The 22740-nt window shown below is 64.0% G+C and carries 21 protein-coding genes; 8 read left to right on the top strand and 13 right to left on the bottom strand.

The genetic code is table 11. The annotated features are described in order from the left end of the window. Positions 1 to 3 precede the first annotated feature (3 nt). Entirely contained in the window at positions 4 to 327 is a 324-nt protein-coding gene (locus tag BM275_RS09525; RefSeq protein WP_003303164.1) for a DUF3392 domain-containing protein, read from the top strand. A gap of 165 nt (positions 328 to 492) precedes the next feature. Here the strand turns inward: BM275_RS09525 and BM275_RS09520 are convergent, their stop codons facing one another. The 6 genes from BM275_RS09520 to BM275_RS09495 all read right to left on the bottom strand — a co-directional run bounded on the left by BM275_RS09520 (position 493) and on the right by BM275_RS09495 (position 4982). Further along, positions 493 to 855 carry a DUF5064 family protein gene (locus BM275_RS09520; protein ID WP_023446085.1) on the bottom strand — a complete coding sequence of 121 codons (363 nt, stop codon included), beginning with the start codon at positions 853 to 855 and terminating at the stop codon, positions 493 to 495. A 251-nt stretch (positions 856 to 1106) separates the two neighbouring features. Next, positions 1107 to 2444: a DUF1329 domain-containing protein gene (locus BM275_RS09515; protein WP_041015111.1), complete on the bottom strand. Its 1338-nt coding sequence runs from the start codon at positions 2442 to 2444 to the stop codon at positions 1107 to 1109. A 223-nt stretch (positions 2445 to 2667) separates the two neighbouring features. Then, on the bottom strand, positions 2668 to 3384 hold the full coding sequence (trmB, locus tag BM275_RS09510) for a tRNA (guanosine(46)-N7)-methyltransferase TrmB (RefSeq protein WP_044314788.1): 717 nt from the start codon (positions 3382 to 3384) through the stop codon (positions 2668 to 2670). 65 nt (positions 3385 to 3449) lie between these two features. Next, on the bottom strand, positions 3450 to 4244 hold the full coding sequence (locus BM275_RS09505) for a thiazole synthase (protein WP_014818734.1): 795 nt from the start codon (positions 4242 to 4244) through the stop codon (positions 3450 to 3452). Between the two features lie 74 nt (positions 4245 to 4318). Next, positions 4319 to 4534, bottom strand: a complete 216-nt coding sequence (gene thiS / locus BM275_RS09500) for a sulfur carrier protein ThiS (protein ID WP_256364880.1) — start codon at positions 4532 to 4534, stop codon at positions 4319 to 4321. A gap of 73 nt (positions 4535 to 4607) precedes the next feature. Continuing rightward, complete coding sequence (locus BM275_RS09495; protein ID WP_014818732.1) at positions 4608 to 4982, bottom strand: DUF423 domain-containing protein; 375 nt, start codon at positions 4980 to 4982, stop codon at positions 4608 to 4610. 68 nt (positions 4983 to 5050) lie between these two features. Here BM275_RS09495 and mtgA point away from each other — a divergent pair, with 68 nt between their 5' ends. The 3 genes from mtgA (at position 5051) to BM275_RS09480 (ending at position 10581) form a co-directional block, all read left to right on the top strand. Then, on the top strand, positions 5051 to 5779 hold the full coding sequence (gene mtgA / locus BM275_RS09490; protein ID WP_042927075.1) for a monofunctional biosynthetic peptidoglycan transglycosylase: 729 nt from the start codon (positions 5051 to 5053) through the stop codon (positions 5777 to 5779). Between the two features lie 124 nt (positions 5780 to 5903). Beyond that, the gene (dibA, locus tag BM275_RS09485) at positions 5904 to 7832 is read left to right on the top strand and encodes a phosphodiesterase DibA (protein WP_090520819.1); all 1929 of its coding nucleotides are present in this window, start codon (positions 5904 to 5906) and stop codon (positions 7830 to 7832) included. A gap of 178 nt (positions 7833 to 8010) precedes the next feature. After that, the gene (locus tag BM275_RS09480; RefSeq protein ID WP_090520816.1) at positions 8011 to 10581 is read left to right on the top strand and encodes a hybrid sensor histidine kinase/response regulator; all 2571 of its coding nucleotides are present in this window, start codon (positions 8011 to 8013) and stop codon (positions 10579 to 10581) included. Between the two features lie 84 nt (positions 10582 to 10665). Here the strand turns inward: BM275_RS09480 and rpoH are convergent, their stop codons facing one another. The 4 genes from rpoH to ftsY form a co-directional block, all read right to left on the bottom strand. Beyond that, entirely contained in the window at positions 10666 to 11520 is an 855-nt protein-coding gene (gene rpoH, locus BM275_RS09475; protein ID WP_031298050.1) for an RNA polymerase sigma factor RpoH, read from the bottom strand. Positions 11521 to 11631: 111 nt separating this feature from the next. After that, a complete protein-coding gene (gene ftsX / locus BM275_RS09470; RefSeq protein WP_090520814.1) occupies positions 11632 to 12651 on the bottom strand; it encodes a permease-like cell division protein FtsX in 1020 nt (339 codons plus the stop codon). Further along, positions 12648 to 13319: a cell division ATP-binding protein FtsE gene (ftsE, locus tag BM275_RS09465; RefSeq protein WP_003297174.1), complete on the bottom strand. Its 672-nt coding sequence runs from the start codon at positions 13317 to 13319 to the stop codon at positions 12648 to 12650. Before ftsE ends, ftsX begins: the two co-directional genes overlap by 4 nt. Beyond that, on the bottom strand, positions 13316 to 14578 hold the full coding sequence (gene ftsY, locus BM275_RS09460; RefSeq protein ID WP_090520811.1) for a signal recognition particle-docking protein FtsY: 1263 nt from the start codon (positions 14576 to 14578) through the stop codon (positions 13316 to 13318). Before ftsY ends, ftsE begins: the two co-directional genes overlap by 4 nt. A gap of 229 nt (positions 14579 to 14807) precedes the next feature. On the opposite strand from ftsY, the gene BM275_RS09455 reads away from it, so the two are divergent. The 3 genes from BM275_RS09455 to rsmD are packed head-to-tail and all read left to right on the top strand — an operon-like array spanning position 14808 to position 18287. Then, positions 14808 to 16160 (top strand): M16 family metallopeptidase, encoded by a 1353-nt coding sequence (locus BM275_RS09455; RefSeq protein WP_090520809.1) that lies wholly within the window; start codon positions 14808 to 14810, stop codon positions 16158 to 16160. Then, complete coding sequence (locus tag BM275_RS09450) at positions 16153 to 17685, top strand: M16 family metallopeptidase (protein ID WP_090520805.1); 1533 nt, start codon at positions 16153 to 16155, stop codon at positions 17683 to 17685. The genes BM275_RS09455 and BM275_RS09450 overlap by 8 nt, the downstream gene beginning before the upstream one ends. Beyond that, complete coding sequence (gene rsmD / locus BM275_RS09445; protein ID WP_042927083.1) at positions 17685 to 18287, top strand: 16S rRNA (guanine(966)-N(2))-methyltransferase RsmD; 603 nt, start codon at positions 17685 to 17687, stop codon at positions 18285 to 18287. Before BM275_RS09450 ends, rsmD begins: the two co-directional genes overlap by 1 nt. Positions 18288 to 18298: 11 nt before the next feature. On the opposite strand, the gene BM275_RS09440 is transcribed toward rsmD, so the two are convergent. Next, positions 18299 to 18703, bottom strand: a complete 405-nt coding sequence (locus BM275_RS09440) for a hypothetical protein (RefSeq protein ID WP_042927084.1) — start codon at positions 18701 to 18703, stop codon at positions 18299 to 18301. Positions 18704 to 18875: 172 nt separating this feature from the next. On the opposite strand from BM275_RS09440, the gene BM275_RS09435 reads away from it, so the two are divergent. Beyond that, the gene (locus BM275_RS09435; protein WP_090520803.1) at positions 18876 to 19853 is read left to right on the top strand and encodes a hydrolase; all 978 of its coding nucleotides are present in this window, start codon (positions 18876 to 18878) and stop codon (positions 19851 to 19853) included. A 2-nt stretch (positions 19854 to 19855) separates the two neighbouring features. Here the strand turns inward: BM275_RS09435 and pelG are convergent, their stop codons facing one another. Together pelG and pelF are read right to left on the bottom strand one after the other, a co-directional pair. Continuing rightward, the gene (gene pelG / locus BM275_RS09430) at positions 19856 to 21226 is read right to left on the bottom strand and encodes an exopolysaccharide Pel transporter PelG (protein WP_090520800.1); all 1371 of its coding nucleotides are present in this window, start codon (positions 21224 to 21226) and stop codon (positions 19856 to 19858) included. Between the two features lies 1 nt (position 21227). Beyond that, positions 21228 to 22739: a GT4 family glycosyltransferase PelF gene (gene pelF / locus BM275_RS09425; RefSeq protein ID WP_090521179.1), complete on the bottom strand. Its 1512-nt coding sequence runs from the start codon at positions 22737 to 22739 to the stop codon at positions 21228 to 21230. Position 22740: the final 1 nt, after the last annotated feature.

The raw sequence follows: 22740 nt of genomic DNA, 5'->3' as shown, positions 1-22740 counted from the left end.
CGCATGGATTTGCTACTCGACCTGATCGTCACGCTGTCGCGCTGGAGCCGCAGCCACCTGTCGGATATCTCCCTGGCGCTGATGGCCACGCTCTTCGTACTGTTCGGCCCGGCAATCAATACCTGGGTAAAGGGCGCCGTCAGCAGCCTGAACTTCTTTTTCCGCACGCTGATCTTCGTACTGGTCTGCGCGGTGGGCTATGGCCTGGCGATCGTCTTCCTCACCCCGTGGATGACCCAGGGGCTGGCCCACCTGAACAACTACAGCCTGGCGCCGGTGCTGCTGCTGATCTTCTTCCTCATCGGCGTGATCGCCGACCGTAACTAGTGGCCTGGTTGGTAAGGTCAGTTGGTCGACTCCGGCGCCCATGGCCCCGATACTGTGTTGCTGCTCCTTGCCATAGCCCCGCTATGACGCGTCGCAGCGCCTTCTCGGAGCCATGTCCATCCGAACTTGCCTTGACCAACTGACCGCGCAAGCCACTAACGCCGCTCAGCCTTCGCGAAGAAATCGATCGAGATCGACGGCCTCGCCCGGCCGATAGCACAGCTGCCGGCGCAGATCCTCGAACAGCGGGTCGTAGATGCCGTGCAGACCGAAGAGGATATCGGCGTCCACCGGCACACCGTGGCGACGCAGGCACTGACGGACGCGCTGCAGGAAGTTGCAGGCAACATCGCGGTGCATTCGAAACTGCTCGTCCACCAGAGTTGCTCCGGCCTCGAAGCGCAGGTGAAAACACGCCCACTGCGGCGCCTCCGGCGTGCCCTCGACACGGTAGTCGAGCTGCAGGTGATAACCCGGTTTCCCGGAAGCGGAAAGGCTGTGGTACTCCAGTTGTCCCGGTCTGAACACGCGGCTCCCTCCTTTGCGAATGGCGCGGCTGCTTGCCCGGCTGCCGGGCCGCCTTTGCAGCGCTACGCAGGCGATCATCCCACTGCCGCGCCAGCCCACTCTTGAGCGAAGTCACTACCCGTGCTCGGCCCCGCCGAACAGGAGCAACCTTGTAGCCTCACACCGCCGCAGCGACGCGCGACGGCAGTTCTGGTGGTACGAAAAAGGGCGCCAGCGGCGCCCTTTCGTGCATCTTCTGTTTCTGTCCTTCGTCAGTTGCCGCGACGCAGCGCCTGCGGCGAGAAATCACGCGGGCCGAGCTTGACGTTGAAGTCGTACATCGGCTCGTTGTTGTCCAGCCCATCGACGAAGTAGTTGCCGTCCTTGAGGTGGTAGAGCGTTTCCAGCGTGCTGTTGAACATCGGCACGTCGTAATAGCTGATCGGATGGCTTTCCTGCAGGCCGATCAGCTCGCCCTTCTCGTCGTACAGGTCGACGGCAAGGATCGCCCAGCTGTCCTCGTCGATATAGAACCGACGCTTGTCGTAGAGGTGACTGAAGCCCTTGCGCAAGGTCGCCTCGACCACCCACACGCGATGCAGCTCATAGCGCAGCAGTTCCGGGTTCAGGGTGCGTGCCTGGACGATACTGTCGTAGGGGAGGCCCTTCTGATGCACGGCATAGCTGTTGTAGGGCATCAGCATTTCACGCTTGCCGAGCAGCTCCCACTCGTAGCGATCCGGCGCGCCGTTGAACGAATCGACCACATCGGCCGTGGCCAAGCCGCTGGTGTCGGGCTGCAAGGAGTCATAGGCCAGTGACGGCAGACGGCGCACGCGGCGATCGTCCGGGCTGTAGCGCCACGCCTTGCGAGTGGTCAGCACCTGATCGAGCGGGTCCTGCACCACCAGTGCCGTACCGGACAGCTTGGCCGGCGCGGTGACACGGTACTTGTAGTACAGCACGGTGTTGTCCAGGTCCGCGTGAGTCATGCCTTCGCGGTTGTAGACGTAATAGATGTGCCGATCGCGCTTGATGTAATTGGCCCGGCCACCGATCACCACTGCCTGGTTATTGATCATGTGGCTCTGGTCACCCTTGTAATGCAGGATGTGATTCCAGATCACCTCGATGCCGCTCTGCGGGATAGGGAAGGGAATGCCGGCTGCCGCGCCCTGGATACCGTTGCCGTTGGCGATGAGCTCGGCGCTGACGGCGTTGTAGCGGGTGGCATCATAGATCCGCTGCGGCACCGAGGCGCTGCGGCGGGTCGGAAATACGCGCAGGTGGTAGTCGGGATAACGCTCCAGCAGCGCCTTCATACCGTCGGAAAGCTGGCCGCCGTACTCGTTGATATTGGTGTGATCGACGCGATAGAGCACTGAATCGGCCGCATACGGGTCGGGATGGTGCATCCCGGGCTCGTAGCCGGCGGGTGCTGCAACGCCCCCGGCCCAGGGCGGGATCGTCCCCGCGGGATTGCCGCCGCGCTCCGCTCCCAGCGGAGTCAGGTCCTGCCCCAGTCGCGCGGCCTGCGTGCTGTCTACCTTCGCCTGTGCCGGTAACGCGGTACAGGCTGCCAACAACAGAATTCCGATCTTTCCGTACATCGTCTACTCCCCCAATTGCGCACGATGCTGGGCACCGCGTGGCGAGCCCGGCTATCGGCGTTGCATTGTTATATGGTGTGGGCAGGCATGCCGTCCTGGCAGCACTCTTCCCTGGCCGCTGCTGCGGCTCTCGATCTGGGTGTGGCAAGCGACCTGGCTGCCTGGCGCCGCTGATAGGGCAGCCGGGACTAGGTCGCGGGCGTTTCGCTTTTACTGACCGGGCTCAGTCGATGCGCTGGAATTTCAGGTCCCAGACGCCATGACCGAGCCGTTCACCACGGCGCTCGAACTTGGTGATCGGTCGCTCCGCAGGCCGTGGCACGCAACGTCCATCCTCGGCCAGATTGCGATAGCCCGGGGCGACGTTCATCACCTCGAGCATGTATTCGGCATAGGGCTCCCAGTCGGTAGCCATATGCAGTACGCCGCCGATCTTCAGCTTGCTGCGCACCAGCTCGGCGAAAGCCGGCTGCACGATACGTCGCTTGTGATGACGGCTCTTGTGCCAGGGGTCCGGAAAGAACAGCAATACGCGGTCCAGGCTGGCATCGGCCACGCAATCGCGCAGTACCTCCAAGGCGTCGCAACTGTAGACCCTGACGTTGTTCAATTTCTGTGACACAAGTCCGCTCAGCAACGCGCCGACACCAGGTTTATGCACTTCCACGCCAATGAAGTCCTGATCCGGCGCCGCGGCGGCCATTTCCAGAGTGGAATGGCCCATGCCGAAGCCGATCTCGAAGGTGCGCGGTGCGCTACGGCCGAACACCTCGTCGAAATCGCGCAGCCCGTTCTCGATCTCCAGGCCGAACTTCGGCCAGCCCTGCTCCAGGCCACGCTGCTGGCCTTCGGTCATGCGCCCGGCACGCATCACGAAACTCTTGATGGTACGGCGGTGCTCGGTTTGCTGCGCTTCGGCCGCGGGGTTCTGCTCTGTCATGGTCTACCTGCGAGAAATAAAAAAGCCGGCCCCCGACACAAGATCGGGGCCGGCCACGAATCGTTTCAGCGAATCAGCCCGTCCAGCGGCGACGAGGCGCTGGCGTAGAGCTTCTTCGGCATGCGGCCGGCGAGATAGGCCAGGCGGCCGGCCTCAATGGCGTACTTCATGGCCTCGGCCATCAGCACGGGATTCTGCGCATGGGCGATGGCGCTGTTCATCAGCACCGCTTCGCAGCCCAGCTCCATGGCAATGGTAGCGTCCGAAGCGGTTCCGACACCGGCATCCACCAGCACGGGCACGGTGGCTTCCTCGAGGATGATGCGCAGGTTGTACGGATTGCAGATACCCAGACCGGTGCCGATCAGGCCGGCCAGCGGCATTACCGCGATGCAACCCATCTCGGCCAGCTGGCGAGCGATGATCGGGTCGTCGCTGGTATAGACCATGACGTCGAAGCCGTCCCGGATCAGTACTTCGGCGGCCTTGAGGGTCTCGATCACGTTGGGAAACAGCGTCTTCTGATCGGCCAGCACTTCCAGCTTGACCAGCTTGTGGCCGTCGAGGAGCTCACGGGCCAGGCGACAGGTACGCACTGCGTCCTCGGCAGTGAAACAGCCGGCGGTGTTCGGCAGGATGGTGTAGCGCTCGGGGCTGATCACATCGAGCAGATTCGGCTCGCCCGGATTCTGGCCAATATTGGTGCGGCGCACCGCGACGGTGACGATCTCGGCACCCGAGGCCTCAATGGCCGCACGCGTCTCCTCAAGGTCCTTGTACTTGCCGGTGCCGACCAGCAGGCGCGATTGATAGGTGCGACCGGCCAGGGTGAAGGGCTTGTCGTGCGGAACTGGGCGCATGGGAATTCCTCGTTCGGACGTGTTGCTGCGGACTGGGCGCCGCAGGGCGGCGCTATTCGGATGAGCGCGACCGGCTAGCCGCCACCGATGGCGTGCACCACCTCGACGTGATCGCCTTCGCTGAGTTCGGTAGTCGCGTGCGCGCTGCGCGGCACGATGTCCCGATTGAGCTCGACGGCCAGACGGCGTCCGGTCAGGTCCAGACGCACCAGCAGGTCGGCCACCGACTCGCCGGCTGGCAGCTCATAGGGTTCGCCATTCAACTGGATCTGCATGCTGTTCGCCGCCATTGCGAAAAGGGGACGGCATTCTAGCCCGAATCACCCCCGCCACCAACGCGAAGCCCGCGGCCGTTCGTCCCGCTCAGCTGCGTATGCGCCAGCCGGCCAGCGCCAGGCAGAGCCAGCCTGCGAGAAAGGACGTACCCCCTAACGGCGTGATCATGCCCAGCTTACCGATTCCGCTGAGGGTGAGCAGGTAGAGACTGCCGGAGAACAACAGGATACCGGCGACGAACAGGGCACCTGCCGCAGTCAGCAGGCGGCCGGGCCGATGCAACGAAAGCAGCGCGACGCCAAGCAGTGCCAGCGCATGAAGCATCTGGTACTGCACGCCCGTCTGAAACACCGCAAGATAGGCAGCGCTCAGCTGGCTCTTGAGGGCATGGGAAGCGAAAGCGCCAAGCGCAACGCCGGTCAAGCCGAACAGCGCGGCAAGGACGATATAAGCACGAATCATTGCCATTTCCGGTCGATGGCCTTAGCGGCCGCTATAATGCCCGCTCTTTTCGCCCACGACCAAGTGCCATGTTGCGAAACCTGCTGCTGCGCCTCTCCAAACTGCTGCTCTGGCTGATCGGCCTCTCGGCGCTGCTGGTACTGCTGTTTCGCTGGGTGCCACCGCCGTTCACCGCTTTGATGATCGAGCGCAAGATCGAGTCATGGCGCACAGGCGAAACTATCGACCTGACCCGCGACTGGCGGCCCTGGAAAGTGCTGCCGGACGATCTGAAGATGGCGGTGATCGCTGCCGAGGATCAGAAGTTCGCCGACCACTGGGGCTTCGATGTCGCAGCAATCCGTGCGGCGCTCAGCCACAATGAGCGCGGTGGCTCACTGCGCGGTGCCAGCACGCTGAGTCAGCAGGTGGCGAAGAATCTGTTTCTCTGGTCCGGCCGCAGCTGGCCGCGCAAAGGACTGGAGGCCTGGTTCACTGCGCTGATCGAGCTTTTATGGCCCAAGCAGCGCATCCTTGAGGTCTATCTCAATAGCGTCGAGTGGGGCGATGGCGTCTTCGGTGCGCAGGCGGCGGCACAGCATCACTTCGGCACTGGTGCACCGTACCTGTCGACCCGACAAGCCAGCCTCCTCGCCGCGGTGCTACCCAATCCGCGACAGTGGAGCGCTGGCAAACCGAACGGCCATGTGAACAATCGCGCCGCCTGGATTCGGCAACAGATGCGCCAGCTGGGTGGCAGCCACTACCTGCAGCGGATCAAACCGGACCACCCGGACTGGTGGCCGGGCTGGCTCTGAACCAGCATGCAGAACAGCCGGCGCAGCAGGATGCAGCACCCCCGGTGCGAGATCACGTGCCTCCCGCTCGGTCAGTGCGATGGGGTTTGACTATGCAGTATCTGGATCGGACCCGAGAGCAACCATGAACACCTACCTCGTCCGGCTGAGTCTGGGCTACTTCTGCCTGGCCATGCTGTGGATTCTCCTCGGCGACACACTAGTCGGCTACCTCGCTGCAGGCGATAGCCAGACCTGGCAGACGGGCAAGGGAGCCCTGTTCGTAGCGCTTACCACCGCGCTGATATTCGTGCTCGGCAGACAGCACTTTCGACGCTTCGACGAACAACAGCGCGCACACCACCTGCAGGAGACCAGCCTGAAGCAGGCCGCCGCAGTCTTCGACAGCACTCAGGAAGGCGTGCTGGTCACTGATCCAAGCCAACACATCGTGCACGTCAATCCGGCGTTCAGCCGCATCACCGGATACAGCACCGAGGAAGTCCTTGGACAGACCCCTAGACTCTTCGCGTCTGGCAAGCACGACGCAGCCTTCTACAACCAGATGTGGCTGGCGCTGAAAGAGCATGGCGAGTGGAGCGGCGAGATCTGGAACCGACGCAAGAATGGCGAGGTGTACCCGCAATGGCAGAACCTGCGCTGCATCCATGACAACCAGGGCCAGCTCAGCCATTACGTGGCGGTGTTCTCCGATCTCTCGGCGCTCAAGCGCTCGCGCGAAGAGCTCGACCAGCTCGCTCATTACGACCCGTTGCTCAAGCTGCCGAATCGGCTGCTGTTCACCGAACGCGCCAAGCAGGATCTCGAGCGCGCCAGGGCCAACAGACGCAGCGGTGCATTACTTCTGATCGACCTCGATCACTTCAAGGACATCAATGAAAGCCTTGGCCACAGCCTGGGCGACGCGCTGTTGCAGGCTGTCAGCACGCGACTGGGCGAGTACCTGGAAGAAGGCATGACGCTTGGTCGACTCGGCGGTGACGAGTTCGCCCTGCTCTGTGAAGGCTACGGCGCGGAGAAGGCCACCTCGCTGGCGTTGCGCATTCTCGACCGACTGAACGAACCCTTCCATATCGCCGGCCAGGAGCTGTTCAGCAGCGCCAGCATCGGCATCGTGCTGTACCCCTATCCGACCGACGTGCAGAACGTCGAACAGCTGATGCGCAACGCCGACTCGGCGCTGTTCAAGGCCAAGAACAGCGGCCGCTCAACCTATGCGTTCTATTCCGAGGAACTGACCAGCCAGGCCCGCCAGCGCGTCGAACTGGTCACCGCATTGCGCCAGGCCCTCGAGCAAGGACAGCTGCGCCTGCACTTTCAGCCGATCTACGACCTGCGCGAGGGCACGATCACCGGTTTCGAGGCACTGGTACGCTGGCTACACCCGGAGAAAGGCCTGATCGCACCGGGCATCTTCATTCCCGTCGCCGAGGAAACCGGGCTGATCAGCGCGATCGATCACTGGGTGCTGGAGCAGGCCTGCAATCAGGCTCGAGAGTGGCTTGGCCAGGGTCGCCCGCTTGGCTTCATCGCGGTGAACATCTCCAGCCGCCTGTTCGGCAACGGCGAGCTCGACCTGCAGGTCGCCACCATTCTGGCCCGCTGCGGGCTAGAGGCGCACCATCTGGAACTGGAGATCACCGAAAGCGCGGTGATGCAGGACCCGGACGCCGCCCTGGAGCTACTGCAGCGCCTGCGCGCACTCGGCGTTCAGCTGGCGATCGACGATTTCGGCACCGGCTACTCGTCGCTCCAGCGACTCAAGCGCATGAACGTGCACAAACTGAAGATCGACCAGGGCTTCGTCCGCGGCCTGCCCGACGACCGCGAGGACGCCGCCATCACCCGCTCGGTCATCGGTCTGGCACACAATCTGGGCCTCAAAGTCGTGGCGGAAGGCATCGAGACTGCAGACCAGGCGGCGTTTCTGCTGGCGCAGAATTGCGACTATGGCCAAGGCTACGGCTTTGCACGACCGCAGCCTGCCAGCGACATCGATTGGCGCGCGGCCGAACTCCGCTACGGGCAGAGTTGCCGCTCGTCCGGAGCCTGATCAGGTGCATATATCAATAGGCCATTACGGCAGGTAAGCTGACAGAACGGTCAACCTCGCCGTCATGGAAGGCCGGGCAACCGGCTTTGCGGCATACTGGCTCGACTGCCGCAGACTGGCACCGATTCCAGGCCTCCGGCGTCCAATCGGTCAACCACCGCGTACCGCAGCGAAGACGATGAGCGATCCAGCGATACACCACAATCAGCCTCACGGCCTGCGACAGCTGTTCAGCTGGAGAAACGGCGTTGCCTGGGGAATGCTGGCGTTCACCCTGCTGGTCCAACTGGTGGTCTGGCAGAGTCTGCGCACCAACGAGGATCGCGCTGCCCGGCAGCAGTTCCAGATGCTCGGCGAGAAGGTCACTGAAGCCATCCGCAAGCGGCTGCGGGACCATGAGCAAATCCTGCTCGGCGGCGCCGGTCTGTTCGATGCCGTGGAGAATGTCAGCCGCGAGCAGTGGCGCACGTACGTCGAGCGCTTGCTGCTACCAGACCGTTATCCCGGCATCCAGGGCGTCGGTTTCAGCCAGGCAATTCCGCAGGCCGAGCGCGATGCGCACGTCGCACGCATTCGTGCACAGGGCTACCCGGATTACGACATCCATCCACCTGGCCAGCGCGACCTCTACACCTCGATCGTTTTTCTCGAGCCGTTCCTCAGGCGCAACCTGGCCGCTTTCGGCTACGACATGTATTCCGAGCCGACTCGCCGGCGCGCCATGCAACGCGCTGCCCGGTTGGGCGAAACGAGTATTACCGGCAAGGTAACGCTTCTGCAGGAAACCCACGGCAAGGTGCAGGCCGGAGTGCTGCTCTATGTCCCGGTGTATCGACCGAACGCGTCACTGACGACACCGGAGCAACGCATGCAGGCGCTGATCGGCTTCGTCTACAGCCCTTATCGCGTCGAAGATCTGATGCGCGGCATCCTGCGTGCGGCCGATCTGCCGCTGGCGCTGCATATCTACGCCAGCCCCGGTGAAGAGCCGGAACACCTGCTCTACGCATCGCGCGAAGCCCCCGAGCCCGGCAGTGCGGGCTTCAGCCAGTTGCAGCAGCTGGATCTGTACGGCCAGACCTGGACGCTGCGCATGGATAGCCGGCCCGAGTTCGACGAGCGTTTCCACTCCAACGAGGCGCTGGTGTTCGGCTTGGGGCTCGGTCTGAGCCTGCTGGTTTTTTTCCTGACCTCGTCGTTGGCGCTGCGCCATAGCCGAGCCCAGGCGCTGGCGAACGAGATGACCCGGCACATTCGCCAGAGCAGGCACGACCTGCGGCTGAGCGAAGAGCGCCTGTCGCTGGCGCTGAAAGGCAGCAACGACGGCCTGTGGGATCTCGATCTGGAAGCCGGCAGCATGTTCGCCTCGCCCCGCGCCTGGGAAATGCTCGGTTATCGTCCCAACGAGCTGACCTGCGACCTCAAACTGTGGGAGCGGTTGACGGTTGCCGAAGACCTAGCGCAGCAGAAGGCGCGCCTGGCCCAAACCATGCTTTCCAATGTCGACCACTTCACCACCGAATTACGCCTGCAACACAAGCATGGTCATGTCGTCCCGGTACTGCTGCGCGGCCATATCCAGCGTGATCCGCAAGGCATGGCCCAGCGCATCAGCGGCACGCTGATGGACCTCACCGAACGCAAGCGCGTCGAGCAGATGAAGAACGACTTCGTTTCCACCGTCAGCCACGAGCTGCGCACGCCACTGACCTCCATCAGCGGTGCGCTCGGACTGATCGTCGGCGGCGCGCTCGGGGCAGCGCCTCCAGCCATGCAGCAGATGCTTGAGATCGCCTACCGCAATAGCCTGCGCCTGGGTCATCTGATCAACGACCTGCTGGACATGGAAAAGATTGCCGCCGGCAAGATGTCGTTCGAACTGCGCGAACATTCGCTTGGCGACCTGCTCGAGGAATCGCTGGCGAGCAACCAGGCCCTCTGCGAGCAGCATGGCGTGCGCTGTACGCTCGAGCATCCGGCCGATGTGCTGGTCTGGGTGGATGGCCTGCGCCTGCAGCAGGTGCTTGGCAACTTCCTCTCAAACGCCGTCAAGTTCACCCCCGAGGGCGGAGAGATTCGCCTGCACAGCTCCCTGCGTGGGACCAAGGTTCGTATCAGCGTTACCGACCAGGGCCCCGGCATTCCCGAGGCGTTCCGCTCCCGCGTGTTCGAGAAGTTCGCCCAGGCCGATGCCTCCGACAGCCGGCAGAAGTCCGGTACCGGACTCGGACTTGCGATCACCAAGGAGCTGATCGAACGCATGGGCGGTACGGTCGGCTTCGACTGCGTACCCGGCCAGGGCACCACCTTCTGGTGCGAGCTGCCGATCCAGATACCGCCAGCCGAATCGGACTGCCGCGACGGCCAGCCGCGAATCCTGGTCGTCGAAGACGAGCCTGACACCGGCCGTCTGCTGCATATGATGCTGCGCGAGGGCGGCTACGGCGTGGAGCGCGTGCAAAGCCTGCATCAGGCCCGTGAAAAGCTCGCTGCCAACCATTACGAGGCCATGACACTGGACCTGCACCTGCCCGACGGCAGCGGCATGCAGCTTATCGACGAATTGCGCGATCAACCGGCGATGCAGGATCTGCCCATCGTCGTCATCTCCGCCGCGCACCAGTTCGAGCAGGCACAATTCCCCGCAGGGATCGTCTGGCTGCACAAGCCGATCACCAACGCCCAGCTGCTGGTTGCGGTTGAACAGGCGCGAGACAACATCCGCCAGGCCAGAAGCAAGCCTCGATAGCCGGGCGGCATCCCGAGCGAACGGCAGGCAAAAAAAATCGCGGGAGCCAATGGCATCCCGCGATTCGTTTTCAGCTGACGAGCATCAGGCCTGAATCGAGCCCTTCAACTTGTTCATCGCATTCTTCTCCAGCTGACGAATGCGCTCGGCCGATACGTTGTACTTGGCCGCCAGGTCGTGCAGGGTCGCCTTGTCCTCGTTCAGCCAGCGTTGCTGGAGAATGTCCCGGCTGCGCTCGTCGAGCCCCTCGAGCGCCGTATGCAGGCTGGAAGTGGAACTGTCGCTCCAGTCGGCATCTTCCAGCTGGCGGGCCGGATCGTAGCGATGATCTTCCAGATAGTGCGCAGGCGACTGGTAGGCGCTGTCGTCGTCGGCATCGGCGGCCGGATCGAAGGCCATGTCATGGCCGGTCAGGCGGCTTTCCATTTCGCGCACTTCGTGCGGCTCGACGCCCAGGCTATTGGCCACGGCGGTGACTTCATCGTTGTTCAGCCAGGCCAAACGCTTCTTCTGGCTGCGCAGATTGAAGAACAGTTTGCGCTGCGCCTTGGTGGTCGCGACCTTGACGATGCGCCAGTTGCGCAGGATGAATTCATGAATTTCGGCGCGAATCCAGTGCACGGCGAAGGACACCAGCCGCACACCCATTTCCGGATTGAAACGCTTGACCGCCTTCATCAGACCGACGTTGCCTTCCTGGATCAGGTCGGCCTGGGCCAGACCGTAGCCGGAATAGCTGCGGGCGATGTGAACGACGAAACGCAGGTGCGCCAGCACCATCTGCCGAGCCGCTTCGAGATCCTGATGATAGAAGAGGCGCCCGGCCAGCTCGCGCTCCTGCTCGACAGTGAGCAGCGGGAGGCTGTTCACGGTCTGCACGTAGGCCTCGAGATTCGCTCCCGGGACTAGCGCTTGAACAGGTTGCAGAGTAGTTGTCATGCAGTACCTCCAATGACGAAGCTGCAGCAGTTTAGCATTGCCGCATGAGACTGCAAGCCTGTGGAAAAGTTCCCTGACACAACTGTCAAGTGATTGTTTTCAAATGAAATTTTATCGAGGAGCCAGCTCGCTCAGATGCCTTGCGACAGCCAGCCAGGCACCGATGTAGCCGAGCAGCACCGCACCGATCACCAGCGATAACGCATCGCCGGCCGGAACGCCTCCCAGGCCGAAATCGCTGCCGTAGAGGCCCGCCAGATTCACCACGGCCTCGTTCAGCCAGCCCAGTCCATAGACCAGCAGCAGCCAGGCGATCAGGCCGGCGCCCAGACCGTAGATGGCACCCATGTAGAGGAACGGACGGCGGACGTAACCATCGGTGCCGCCCACCAGCTTGACCACTTCGATCTCGGTGCGGCGGTTCTCGATGTGCAGGCGGATGGTGTTGCCAATCACCAGCAGCAACGTCGCCACCAGCAACAATGTAAGGCCAAAGACGAAGCGGTCGCCAAGCTTGAGAATAGCGGTCAGCCGCTCGACCCAGAGCAGATCCAGCTGAGCCAACTGCACGCCGGGCAGTTCGGCCAGCCGCTGACGCAGCGCTTCGAGCTTGTCCTTGTCCACCTCTTCGGGTGTCACGATGACCACGCCGGGCAGCGGATTGTCCGGCAACTCCTTGAGCGCTTCGCCAAGCCCGGACAGCTGCTGGAACTCGTCCAGGGCCTGCTCGCGGCTGACCCAGTCCGCCGCTGCCACGTCGGGCATGGCGGCAACCTCGTCACGCAGGCGCTCGCCAGCGTCGCCATCCACCTCAAGCTGCATGAACAGCGATATCTGCGCGGCACGCTGCCACGAGCCACCGAGCCGTTCGACGTTGTCCAGCAGCAGCGCCAGGCCCATGGGCAGGCTCAACGCCACGGCCATCACCAGGCAGGTGAAGAAGCTGCCGATCGGCTGCTTGATCAGACGCCCGACGCTGTCGACCAAACTGGCGCGATGACTTTCCAGCCAGGCGTGGAACAGCGTCTTGAAGTCCGGCTCGTCGCCGCGCGGCTGCTCCGGCTTCTTCACCGAACCGCCGACGCGCTCGGCCGTGCTCGGGTTGGTCTTGGGATTGCGTTCGCTGCTCATCGGCTGGCCTCCCCGTCGCCGATCAGGCGACCACGTTGCAGGGTCAGCATGCGATGACGCATCCGCGCGATCAGCGCCAGATCGTGGCTGGCGATCAGCACGGTGGTACCCAGGCGATTGATGTCTTCGAACACGCCCATGATCTCCGCAGCGAGTCGCGGGTCGAGGTTGCCGGTCGGTTCATCGGCGAGCAGCAGGGCCGGCCGGTGCACCACGGCGCGAGCGATGCCGACACGCTGCTGCTGACCGGTGGACAGGTCCGCCGGATACTGCAGCGCCTTGTCCTTGAGGCTGACGCGCTCCAGCGCGGTCATCACCCGCTGGCCAATCTCGCGCTTGTTGAGCCCGAGAATCTGCAACGGCAGGGCGACGTTGTCGAACACCGTGCGATCGAACAGCAACTGGTGATTCTGGAACACCACGCCGATCTGCCGGCGCAGGAAAGGAATCTGCGCATTGGTGATGCGCGACAGGTCCTGCCCGGCCAGCAGCAGCTTGCCGCTGGTGGGACGCTCCATTGCCAGCAACAGGCGCAGCAGCGTGCTCTTGCCAGCGCCGGAATGGCCGGTGACGAAGAGGAATTCGCCACGGCGCACCTGGAAGGAAAGCTCATGCAACCCGATGTGGCCGTTGGGGTAGCGTTTGCCGACCTGTTCGAAACGAATCATGCGCCGTCCCGCTGGGCGAAAAGCGCCTTGACGAAGGCATCGGCCTCGAACGTGCGGAGATCGTCGATCCCTTCGCCGACGCCGATGTAGCGGATCGGCGTGCCGAACTGCTTGGCCAGGGCGAAGATCACACCGCCCTTGGCGGTGCCGTCGAGTTTGGTCAGCACCAGACCGGTCAGCTCGACCGCCTGATTGAACTGTTTGGTCTGGTTGATGGCGTTCTGGCCGGTGCCGGCGTCGAGCACGAGCAGGACCTCGTGGGGAGCCGACTCGTCGAGCTTGCCCATCACCCGGCGGACCTTCTTCAGCTCCTCCATCAGGTTGTCCTTGGTGTGCAGCCGGCCAGCGGTGTCGGCGATCAGCACATCGATGCCCCGCGCCTTGGCCGCCTGCACCGCATCGAAGATCACCGAGGCGGAGTCGGCACCGGTGTGCTGTGCGATCACCGGAATGCTGTTGCGCTCGCCCCACACCTGCAATTGCTCCACCGCCGCGGCGCGGAAGGTGTCGCCAGCGGCGAGCATGACCTTCTTGCCTTCGAGCTGCAGCTTCTTGGCCAGCTTGCCGATGGTGGTGGTCTTGCCGACACCATTCACCCCGACCACGAGGATCACATACGGGCGCTTGCCACTGTCGACCACGAGCGGCTGCTCGACCGGCTTGAGCAACCCAGAGAGTTCTTCCTGCAGCGCGGTATAGAGCGCGCCACTGTCGGCCAGCTCCTTGCGCGAAACGCGGCGCGTGAGGTTCTGCATGATCGCGGTCGTCGCCTCGACACCGACGTCGGCGGTGAGCAGACGGGTTTCCAGTTCGTCGAGCAGGTCATCGTCGATGGCCTTCTTGCCGAGGAACAGGCTGGCCATGCCTTCGCCGATGCTCAAGCTGGTCTTGGACAGCCCTTGCTTGAGGCGGGCGAAGAAGCCGAGCTTCGCCGGTGCTTCGGCGGGCGCTGCCGCGGCGACCGGCACCGGCGCTATTTCTGGCTCTGGCTCTGGCTCTGGCTCTGGCTCTGGCTCTGGCTCTGGCTCTGGGAGTATTTCGGCTTCGACGGGCGGTTCGGGCAATAGCCCGGAGGTGGTGATTGCCGGTTGCTCGCTCTCGGCCTCAGGCTGCTCGGCGTGCGACAGGCTGTCTTCCTGCGGTTCGGCGGCAGGCTGCTCGGCCACCGGCTGCTGCGGTTTCTTGCGCAGCCAGCCGAACAGGCCTTTCTTTTCGCCGGGCTCGGCCGGTGTCTTCTTGTCGTCGTTGGAACCAAACATGGAGAAGGTATTCTCAAGGATGCGATACGCCGGCAGCCACGCTGCCGGCCAAACGGGCTCTATCCTAGCACCTCGCAAAGCGGGTGCGCTAAGCACGGGTTCCGGCATCAGGGCCGGTTCGGCTGCGGATATCCCGGCTTTGCCTGATTCGCACGCGCCAGTACCATGGCTGCCGTGTTGCCGCCCTGCCAGTCTGCCGTGGCGGACACCAACTGGACGAGTCCCGACTATGCCTCTGATGTTACGCCGCGCCGCCGCCCTGCTGCTCGGAGCGTTCTATCTGCCCCTGCTGGCAGCAGCAGACAGCCAGCCCACCCACGAGTTCTTCCTCGACAATGGCCTGAAAGTGATCGTGCGCGAGGATCATCGTGCGCCGGTAGTGGTATCCCAGCTCTGGTACAAGGTTGGCTCCAGCTACGAGACGGCTGGCCAGACCGGCCTCTCCCACGCGCTGGAACACATGATGTTCAAGGGCAGCCGCAAGCTCGATGCCGGCGAAGCCTCGCGCATCCTGCGTGAGCTGGGCGCCGAGGAAAACGCCTTCACCAGCGACGACTACACCGCCTATTACCAGGTCCTGGCACGTGACCGCCTGGCCGTTGCGTTCGAGCTCGAAGCCGATCGCCTGGCCAGCCTCAAGCTGCCGCCAGACGAGTTCACCCGCGAGATCGAAGTGATCAAGGAAGAGCGCCGCCTGCGCACCGATGACAAGCCGAGCTCGCTGGCCTACGAGCGCTTCAAGACCATCGCCTACCCCGCCAGCGGCTATCGCAACCCGACCATCGGCTGGATGGCCGACCTCAACCGCATGCAGGCCGACGAGCTGCGCGCCTGGTACGAGCAGTGGTACGCGCCGAACAACGCTACCCTGGTGGTGGTCGGCGACGTGTCCGCCGATGAGGTCCGCGGACTGGCCGAGCGCTTCTTCGGCGACATCGAGAAACGCGAAGTGCCAGCAGCCAAGCGGCCACTGGAACTGGCCGAACCGGGCGAGCGGCGCCTCAAGCTGCACGTGAAGACCCAGCTGCCGACGCTGCTCATGGCCTTCAACGCACCGAGCCTGGCGACCGAGGAGAACGCCCGCCAGGTGCACGCGCTGCGGTTGATTTCCGCCCTGCTCGACGGCGGCTACAGCGCGCGCCTGCCGGAGCGGCTGGAGCGCGGTGAAGAACTGGTGACCAGCGCTTCGGCCTGGTACGACGCCTATGCCCGCGGCGACAGCCTGTTCGTCCTCAGCGCCGCGCCAAACATGCAGAAGGGCCGCACGCTGGAAGAAGTCGAAGCCGGCCTCTGGCAGGAACTCGATGCGCTTAAGCAGACACCGCCCTCGGCGGACGAACTCGAGCGCGTGCGTGCGCAGGTCATCGCCGGCCTGGTCTACGAGCGCGACTCCATCACCCAGCAGGCCACCACCATCGGCAAGCTGGAAACCGTCGGCCTGTCCTGGCGCCTGATGGACGAGGAGCTGAGCGCGCTGGAAGCGGTCACGCCCGAGGACATCCAGCAGGCCGCCAGCACCTATTTCACCCGCTCCCGCCTGAGCGTCGCCCATGTTCTGCCCGAGGAAGCCCGTGATGAGTGATTGCAAAGTGCTGCGCAACGGCCTGTTCGGCCTGCTGCTGGCAGCCGGTTTCGGCCTGGCGGGCTGCGATGAAGGCTCCACCGCCCTGCCACAACCCGGCGAGCCGGCGAAGCAGGATGTCGCCCGCGAGGCGACCCAGCCTGCCGTGCCGACCGCAACGCCGGAAAAACCTCGTCTGGAGTCGCTCGCCGAGCTGGGCGATCAACCCCTGGCCCGGCGCAAGCTGGACATCCAGAGCTGGCAGACCGCCGAAGGCGCCAAGGTACTGTTCGTCGAAGCCCGCGAGCTGCCGATGTTCGACCTGCGCCTGACCTTCTCCGCCGGCAGCAGCCAGGACGGCGACGTACCCGGCCTGGCACTGCTGACCAACGCCATGCTCAACGAGGGTGTCGAGGGCAAGGACGTCGGCGCCATCGCCCGCGGCTTCGAAGGCCTCGGCGCGGATTTCGGCAACGGTTCCTACCGCGACATGGCAGTGGTCAGCCTGCGCAGCCTCAGTGCGCCGGACAAGCGCGAGCCGGCCCTGGCGCTGTTTAATCAGGTCATCGGCCAACCGAGCTTCCCCGAGGACTCGCTGCAACGGATCAAGAATCAGCTGCTGGCCGGCTTCGAATTCCAGAAGCAGAACCCCGGCAAGCTCGCCAGCCTCGAGCTGTTCGAGCAGCTCTATGGCGATCACCCCTACGCCCACCCCAGCGAAGGCACCCCCGAGTCGGTGCCGGCAATCAGCGTCGAGCAGCTGCGCGACTTCCACGCCCGCACCTATGCGGCAGGCAATGCGGTGATCGCGCTGGTCGGCGACCTCTCCCGCGAAGAGGCCGAAGCCCTGGCCGCCGGCGTCTCGGCCGCCCTGCCGGAAGGCCCGGCGCTGCCAACGACGCCGACACCCGAGGCTCCGGTTGCCGGCAAGCACCACATCGACTTCCCCTCCAACCAGAGCCATCTGATGCTGGCCCAGCTCGGCATCCCTCGTGGCCATCCGGACTATGCGGCGCTCTATCTGGGCAACCAGATCCTCGGCGGCGGCGGTTTCGGCACGCGGCTGATGGAAGAAGTGCGCGAAAAGCGCGGCCTGACCTACGGCATCTATTCCGGCTTCAGCCCGATGCGTGCTGAAGGGCCGTTCATGATCAGCATGCAGACCCGCGCCGAACTCACCGATGGCGCATTGGATCTGGTGCAGCAGCTGGTCCGCGACTATCTCGCCGAAGGGCCGACCGAGGCCGAGCTGGAGCGCAGCAAGCGCGAGATCGCCGGCAGTTTCCCGCTGTCTACCGCAAGCAATGCCGACATCGTCGGTCAGCTGGGCAGCATCGGCTTCTACGACCTGCCGCTGACCTACCTGGAGGATTTCATGGGCGAGGTGCAGGCGCTGACAGTCGAACAGGTCAAGACGGCGATGAACAAGCATCTGCAGCAAGACGCCTTCGTCATCGTCACTGCCGGCCCCAGCGTCGAGCAGCAACCGCTGCCGCCGCCTACCGATAAACCAGCCGAACAGCCCAGCGGCGTTCCGGAGCACTGATGGCCAATCCACCCATTCGCCCCAGCGCCCACGGCGGCCAGGGCCAGTTGCGCATCATCGGCGGCGAGTGGCGCTCGCGCCGCTTCAGCTTCCCCGATGCCGAAGGCCTGCGGCCGACACCGGACCGGGTGCGCGAAACCCTGTTCAACTGGCTGGCACCCTACCTATCCGGCGCGCGGGTGCTCGATCCGTTCACCGGCAGCGGCGCGATCTATCTGGAAGCCCTGTCGCGCGGCGCCAGCATGGCCCTGGCGCTGGACGTCAACGCCAACGCCATCGCCAGCCTGCGCAAGCATCTGGACACGCTGAACTGCGGCCACGGCCAGCTACTGCAGAGCGATGCCCTGCGCTACCTGGAAACCCAGACGCCGACCGCCTTCGACCTGGTATTCCTCGACCCGCCGTTCAACAAGAATCTGTTGCAACCGGCCTGCGAGCTGCTGGAGACAAAGGGTTGGCTGGCCGAGCACGCCTGGGTCTACACCGAAAGCGAGGCACTGCCGTCCAGCCTCGGCCTGCCGGGGAACTGGCGACTGCATCGGGAGAAGCAGGCCGGCAAGGTGCACTACGCGCTCTGGGAGCGCCACGCACCCGCCGCTTGAAGTCGGCGACTTCAGTAGAAGTCGACGGTCTGACCGTTGCGATCGAAGGCCAGGAAGCGGCCGACGTTGCCGGTCTCGATGGCGCTGACCATCATCTTCAGTGGCTGCTCGGCCTCGTCGGCGTTCGGCGTGATGCCGGCCTGGCCGGGCAGCGCCGCGGCGAACAGCAGATCCCAGGCCACGCCCGTGCGCTCGGACTCTTCACGCAGCGCGGCGAAGTCGCTCAGCTCCTCGGGCAGCTTGTCGACGCAGAGCACCGGTTTCAGCGAGCCGCCGGCGTTTTCCTCGAAGCGCTGGCGCTCGGCCTCGGTGGCATCCTCGGGCAGTTCGGCGCTGACGAAGACGAACAGCAGGCGCTGGGGTTCGCGCTCCTGGCGCGCGGCAGCCAGCAGTTGATCGAAGGGGGTAAGCGTCATGGGCAGGGTTCCGGATAAGACTATCGCGTCACTCTCCACCCCTTAGGCGGCGCTGACCATATCCCCAAAGACATAAGTCGCCAGGCGGCCAGCATCATTCAACGCCTGCATCGTGCTTTTCTTCCCGCCGCCGAGGCTCTAACGTCGGAGCAAACGAGGAACCCGAGCAACCGTGTCCGAATCCTTCCAACCCGCCTGGTGGCTTCCCGGGCCGCATCTGCAGACCCTGTGGAACGCATTCTTTCGCAAGGCGCCGCGCCTCGAACGCCGGCGTGAGCGACTGTGGCTGGCCGATGGCGATTTCATCGACCTGGACTGGCACGGCCCGCATGAAGCAACAGCGCCGCTGGTCCTTGTGCTACACGGGCTGACCGGCTCGTCGAATTCGCTTTACGTGCTCGGTCTGCAGCAACAACTGAGCGCGCAGGGCTGGGCGAGCGTCGCGATCAACTGGCGCGGCTGCTCGGGCGAACCGAACCTGTTGCCGCGCGCCTATCATTCCGGCGCCAGCGATGATCTCGCCGAAGTGATCGGGCATCTGCAGGCCTGCCGGCCCATGGCGCCGCTGCATGCGGTCGGCTACTCGCTGGGCGGCAACGTACTGCTCAAGTACATGGGCGAAATGGCAGCCAGTTGCCCGCTGCGCAAGGCCGTGGCGGTGTCCGTGCCGTTCCGCCTGGACCAATGTGCCGATCGCATCGGCCTCGGCTTCTCCCGCGTCTACCAGGCGCATTTCATGAAGGCGATGGTCGCCTACGTGAGGGACAAACAGCAGCGCTTCCAGCGCGAGGGGCTGCTCGACCACCTTGGTGCCCTGCAGAGCCTCGGACCACTGCACGGCATGCGTACCTTCTGGGATTTCGACGGCCGCTTCACCGCGCCGCTGCACGGCTACAGCGACGCCCAGGACTATTACCGCCGTGCCTCCAGCCGCTACTACCTGCCGACGATCACGACGCCAACCCTGCTGATCCAGGCCGAGGATGATCCCTTCGTGTTCCGCCACAGCGTGCCGGAACCGGCCGAGCTGTCCGCCACCACCGCCCTCGAGCTGCACGCCAACGGTGGCCACGTCGGCTTTGTCGAAGGCACGCCGCGTAGGCCGCGCTACTACCTGGAGCGGCGTATTCCGCAATGGTTGGGCGCCTAGTTTCAGCGGCCCAGCATGAAGGTTTCGTATTCCAGATCCTCGAGACTGCTGGACAGGCGAACCAGCCCCAGCAGAACACACGCCAGCACCGACAGCGTAAAACCATAGCCGAAGAAGCTCGGGCCCATGTGCTGGCTGATCACCGTCAACATCGCATTGAGCAGCACGAAGATCAGGCACAGCTCCAGCACGATCCGGCGCTTGTCCAAGTAGAAAAAGACGTTGAGCAGCGCCATGAACACGACCTGAATGCTCACGCCGATCAGGTCGACGTAGAACAGCGGCAGGTAATAGGCCGAAATCCCCAACCAGGCGAGCAGGTCGGGTGCAACGAGAAACAGCAGCACGACGGTCAGGCCCTGAACCTTGCAGATTTCCAGCAACCCCTGACGCACCGCCAGGATCATCTGCTGCTTGAGCTGGCCGATGTGCTGCAGCGTCTCGCCCCCGCGAATGGCCGAGAAGAGCCGCTCATACCACTCCGCGAAGTCCGTCTCGATGCGCACGAGGAACACCGCCATGCCTGGGATGATCGCTAGGTAGGCCAGAAATATCGGCAGGTCGTAGAGCATCGAAGCACGCAACGGCCCGATCACCTGACTCGACGTGCTGGGGTTGAACCAGAACAGGATCTTGTCGATCCAGATTCCCAGGTTGTAGCACAGCCCTGTGACCAGCAGGCTCAGGAAAACCTGCCGGCGCTCGAGGAAATCGAACGCCACCAGCCGCCGGGCCGGGTACTCCCGAAGGATGTCGAACAGGAACATGAAGAACAGGCTCGCATGCCCGATCAGCAGGCCGAGGAGCAGCCCTTCGAGCTTCATGAACCGCAGCAGATAGGCGCACAGCACCATCAGCGAATAGCCGATGACCATGATCAGCAGGATGCGGTTGTAGGCCTTCATGCCCGACAGGAAGATGATGGTCAGCCAAAGGTTGCACAGCACGACGAAGTTGGCCAGCATCAGCAGCCGGTATCCGAACGGTTGATCGAACACCAGGCTCAGCAAGGCGAATCCCAGCACACCCGAAGCCACCGTGACCATCAGCAGGATGCCCACCAGATTCGGCAGGATGCAGTCCTGTCGCTTCTCGAACAGCCGATCCGAAATGAACCGGGTGAAGAACAGCTGAGCGCCACCGGTAAGGATCAGCGAAGCGGCCATCAGGTAGGTCACGCTGACCAGGAACTGGCGCACCAGCAGCTCCGGCACGACCACTCCAAGACTCATCACCCCGATCAGCATCACGCTGATGATCGACAGCACCCACGGGCCCGAACTGATCAAGCCGGCATAGACATAGGCGCGGAGCGTAGCCGTATAGGAATCGCGCGACAGGATTTTGCGCAGCTCGAAACCGATACCGGCCATGTCAGCGCCTCCCCGTGGCGTTGCGATAGAGATTGCGATAACGATCGAGCATCAGGGCCTCGGTGTAATAGCGATTCACCCGTTCGAGTCCCACCGCCTGGGCCGCCCGCCAGCGCTCGGGGTTGCCGAGCAGGCCGATGATCGCCCTGGCCGTCGCCTGGGGGTCGGCAATGGCGACCACCTCCCCGGCGCAACCCAGCGGTGGCGACTCGTCCGCCGCCCCGTCGATCAACTCTCGGCAGGAACCGACATCGCTGCTGACCACAGGCGTTCCCGCTGCCCAAGCTTCGAGAATCACCAAGGGCTGGGCCTCGCTGATCGAGGTCAGCACCATGAGGCCTAGGTTGGGCAACAGGTCGTGGATCTGCCGGAACCCGAGGAACTTCACCTTGCCTTCCAATCCGAGGCTGGCGACCAGACTTCGGCATTCGGCCGCATAGGCGCGATCCTCTTCCTCGGGCCCGACCACCCAACCCTCGGCCTCCGGTATGGCACTGACCACGCCACGCATCGCCCGGATGAAGGTCTTCACGTCCTTGATCGGGACCACGCGGCCGACGAGCCCGACCACTGGCGCAATCCCCGCTGGGCGGCGCTGCAGCGCATCGGCCCAGACCGACATGGCGATGCCGTTCGGGATCACGCGGGTACGCGAGGGTTGCGCGCCATCAGCGATCTGGCGCTGCCGGTTGCCTGCGTACAGCGAGATGATCGGGTCTGCCGCGCGGTAGGTCAGCAGGCCGATGCGCTCGAAAAAGCGGATCCACAGGTTGCGGATATAGCTGAACTCGGTGTCCAAGCCGGTACGCAAGGCCTCGTCCGGGCCTTCGGATATCCAACTGGCCTGGGCCAGGTCGATCTTGCGTTCCTTGGTGTAGATGCCGTGTTCGCTAAGCATGTACGCACACTGCCAGCGACGCTGCAGCACGGCCCCCAGCAACCCCGCGTATCCGGTCGAGATCGAGTGCAGGGCCCGCGCCCTGGGTAGCCGGGCCGCAACCTGCGAAAGCATGACGATCGGCGCATGCATGGTGCGCAGTGTCCAGAAGTAATTGACGAACGAGGGGTCGCTGCAATGCCGGGTGTAACCCTCGGTGATCGCCTCCCAGCTCGATCGGCTGCGCAGCACGTCCTCAAGACACAGCCGACCAGAAGCCAGCGTGTCGAGCAGGCCTTCGCCGAGCGCTTCGTCCTGGATGCCCGGGTCGTGGAGATAGCGATGCATCTGCCGCATGGTCTCTCCCGCGCCTTCGTGCCCGACCCGGCCGAGCGCCTCGACCGGACGCCAGGCGCTTTCCAGGAAGTGCTCTTCAATGTGCACGACGTTGGCCGGAATCCTGTACTGCCGCTCCCCGTAAGCCTCTCGCTGCCCGCCGATGAATACCACCGAGAAGGTGAAGTCCGGCAGCCCCAGGATCAGTTGGTTCACCCAACTGGACACGCCACCCCGCACATAGGGCCAGGTGCCCTCGAGCAGCAGGCAGATATCGGCGATAGGCGTTTCGGATCGCATG

The organism is Stutzerimonas kunmingensis (assembly GCF_900114065.1).
Lineage (GTDB): Bacteria > Pseudomonadota > Gammaproteobacteria > Pseudomonadales > Pseudomonadaceae > Stutzerimonas > Stutzerimonas kunmingensis.
The sequence above is the reverse complement of the archived record's forward strand: the minus strand, read 5'-3'. Positions and strand labels throughout refer to the sequence as shown.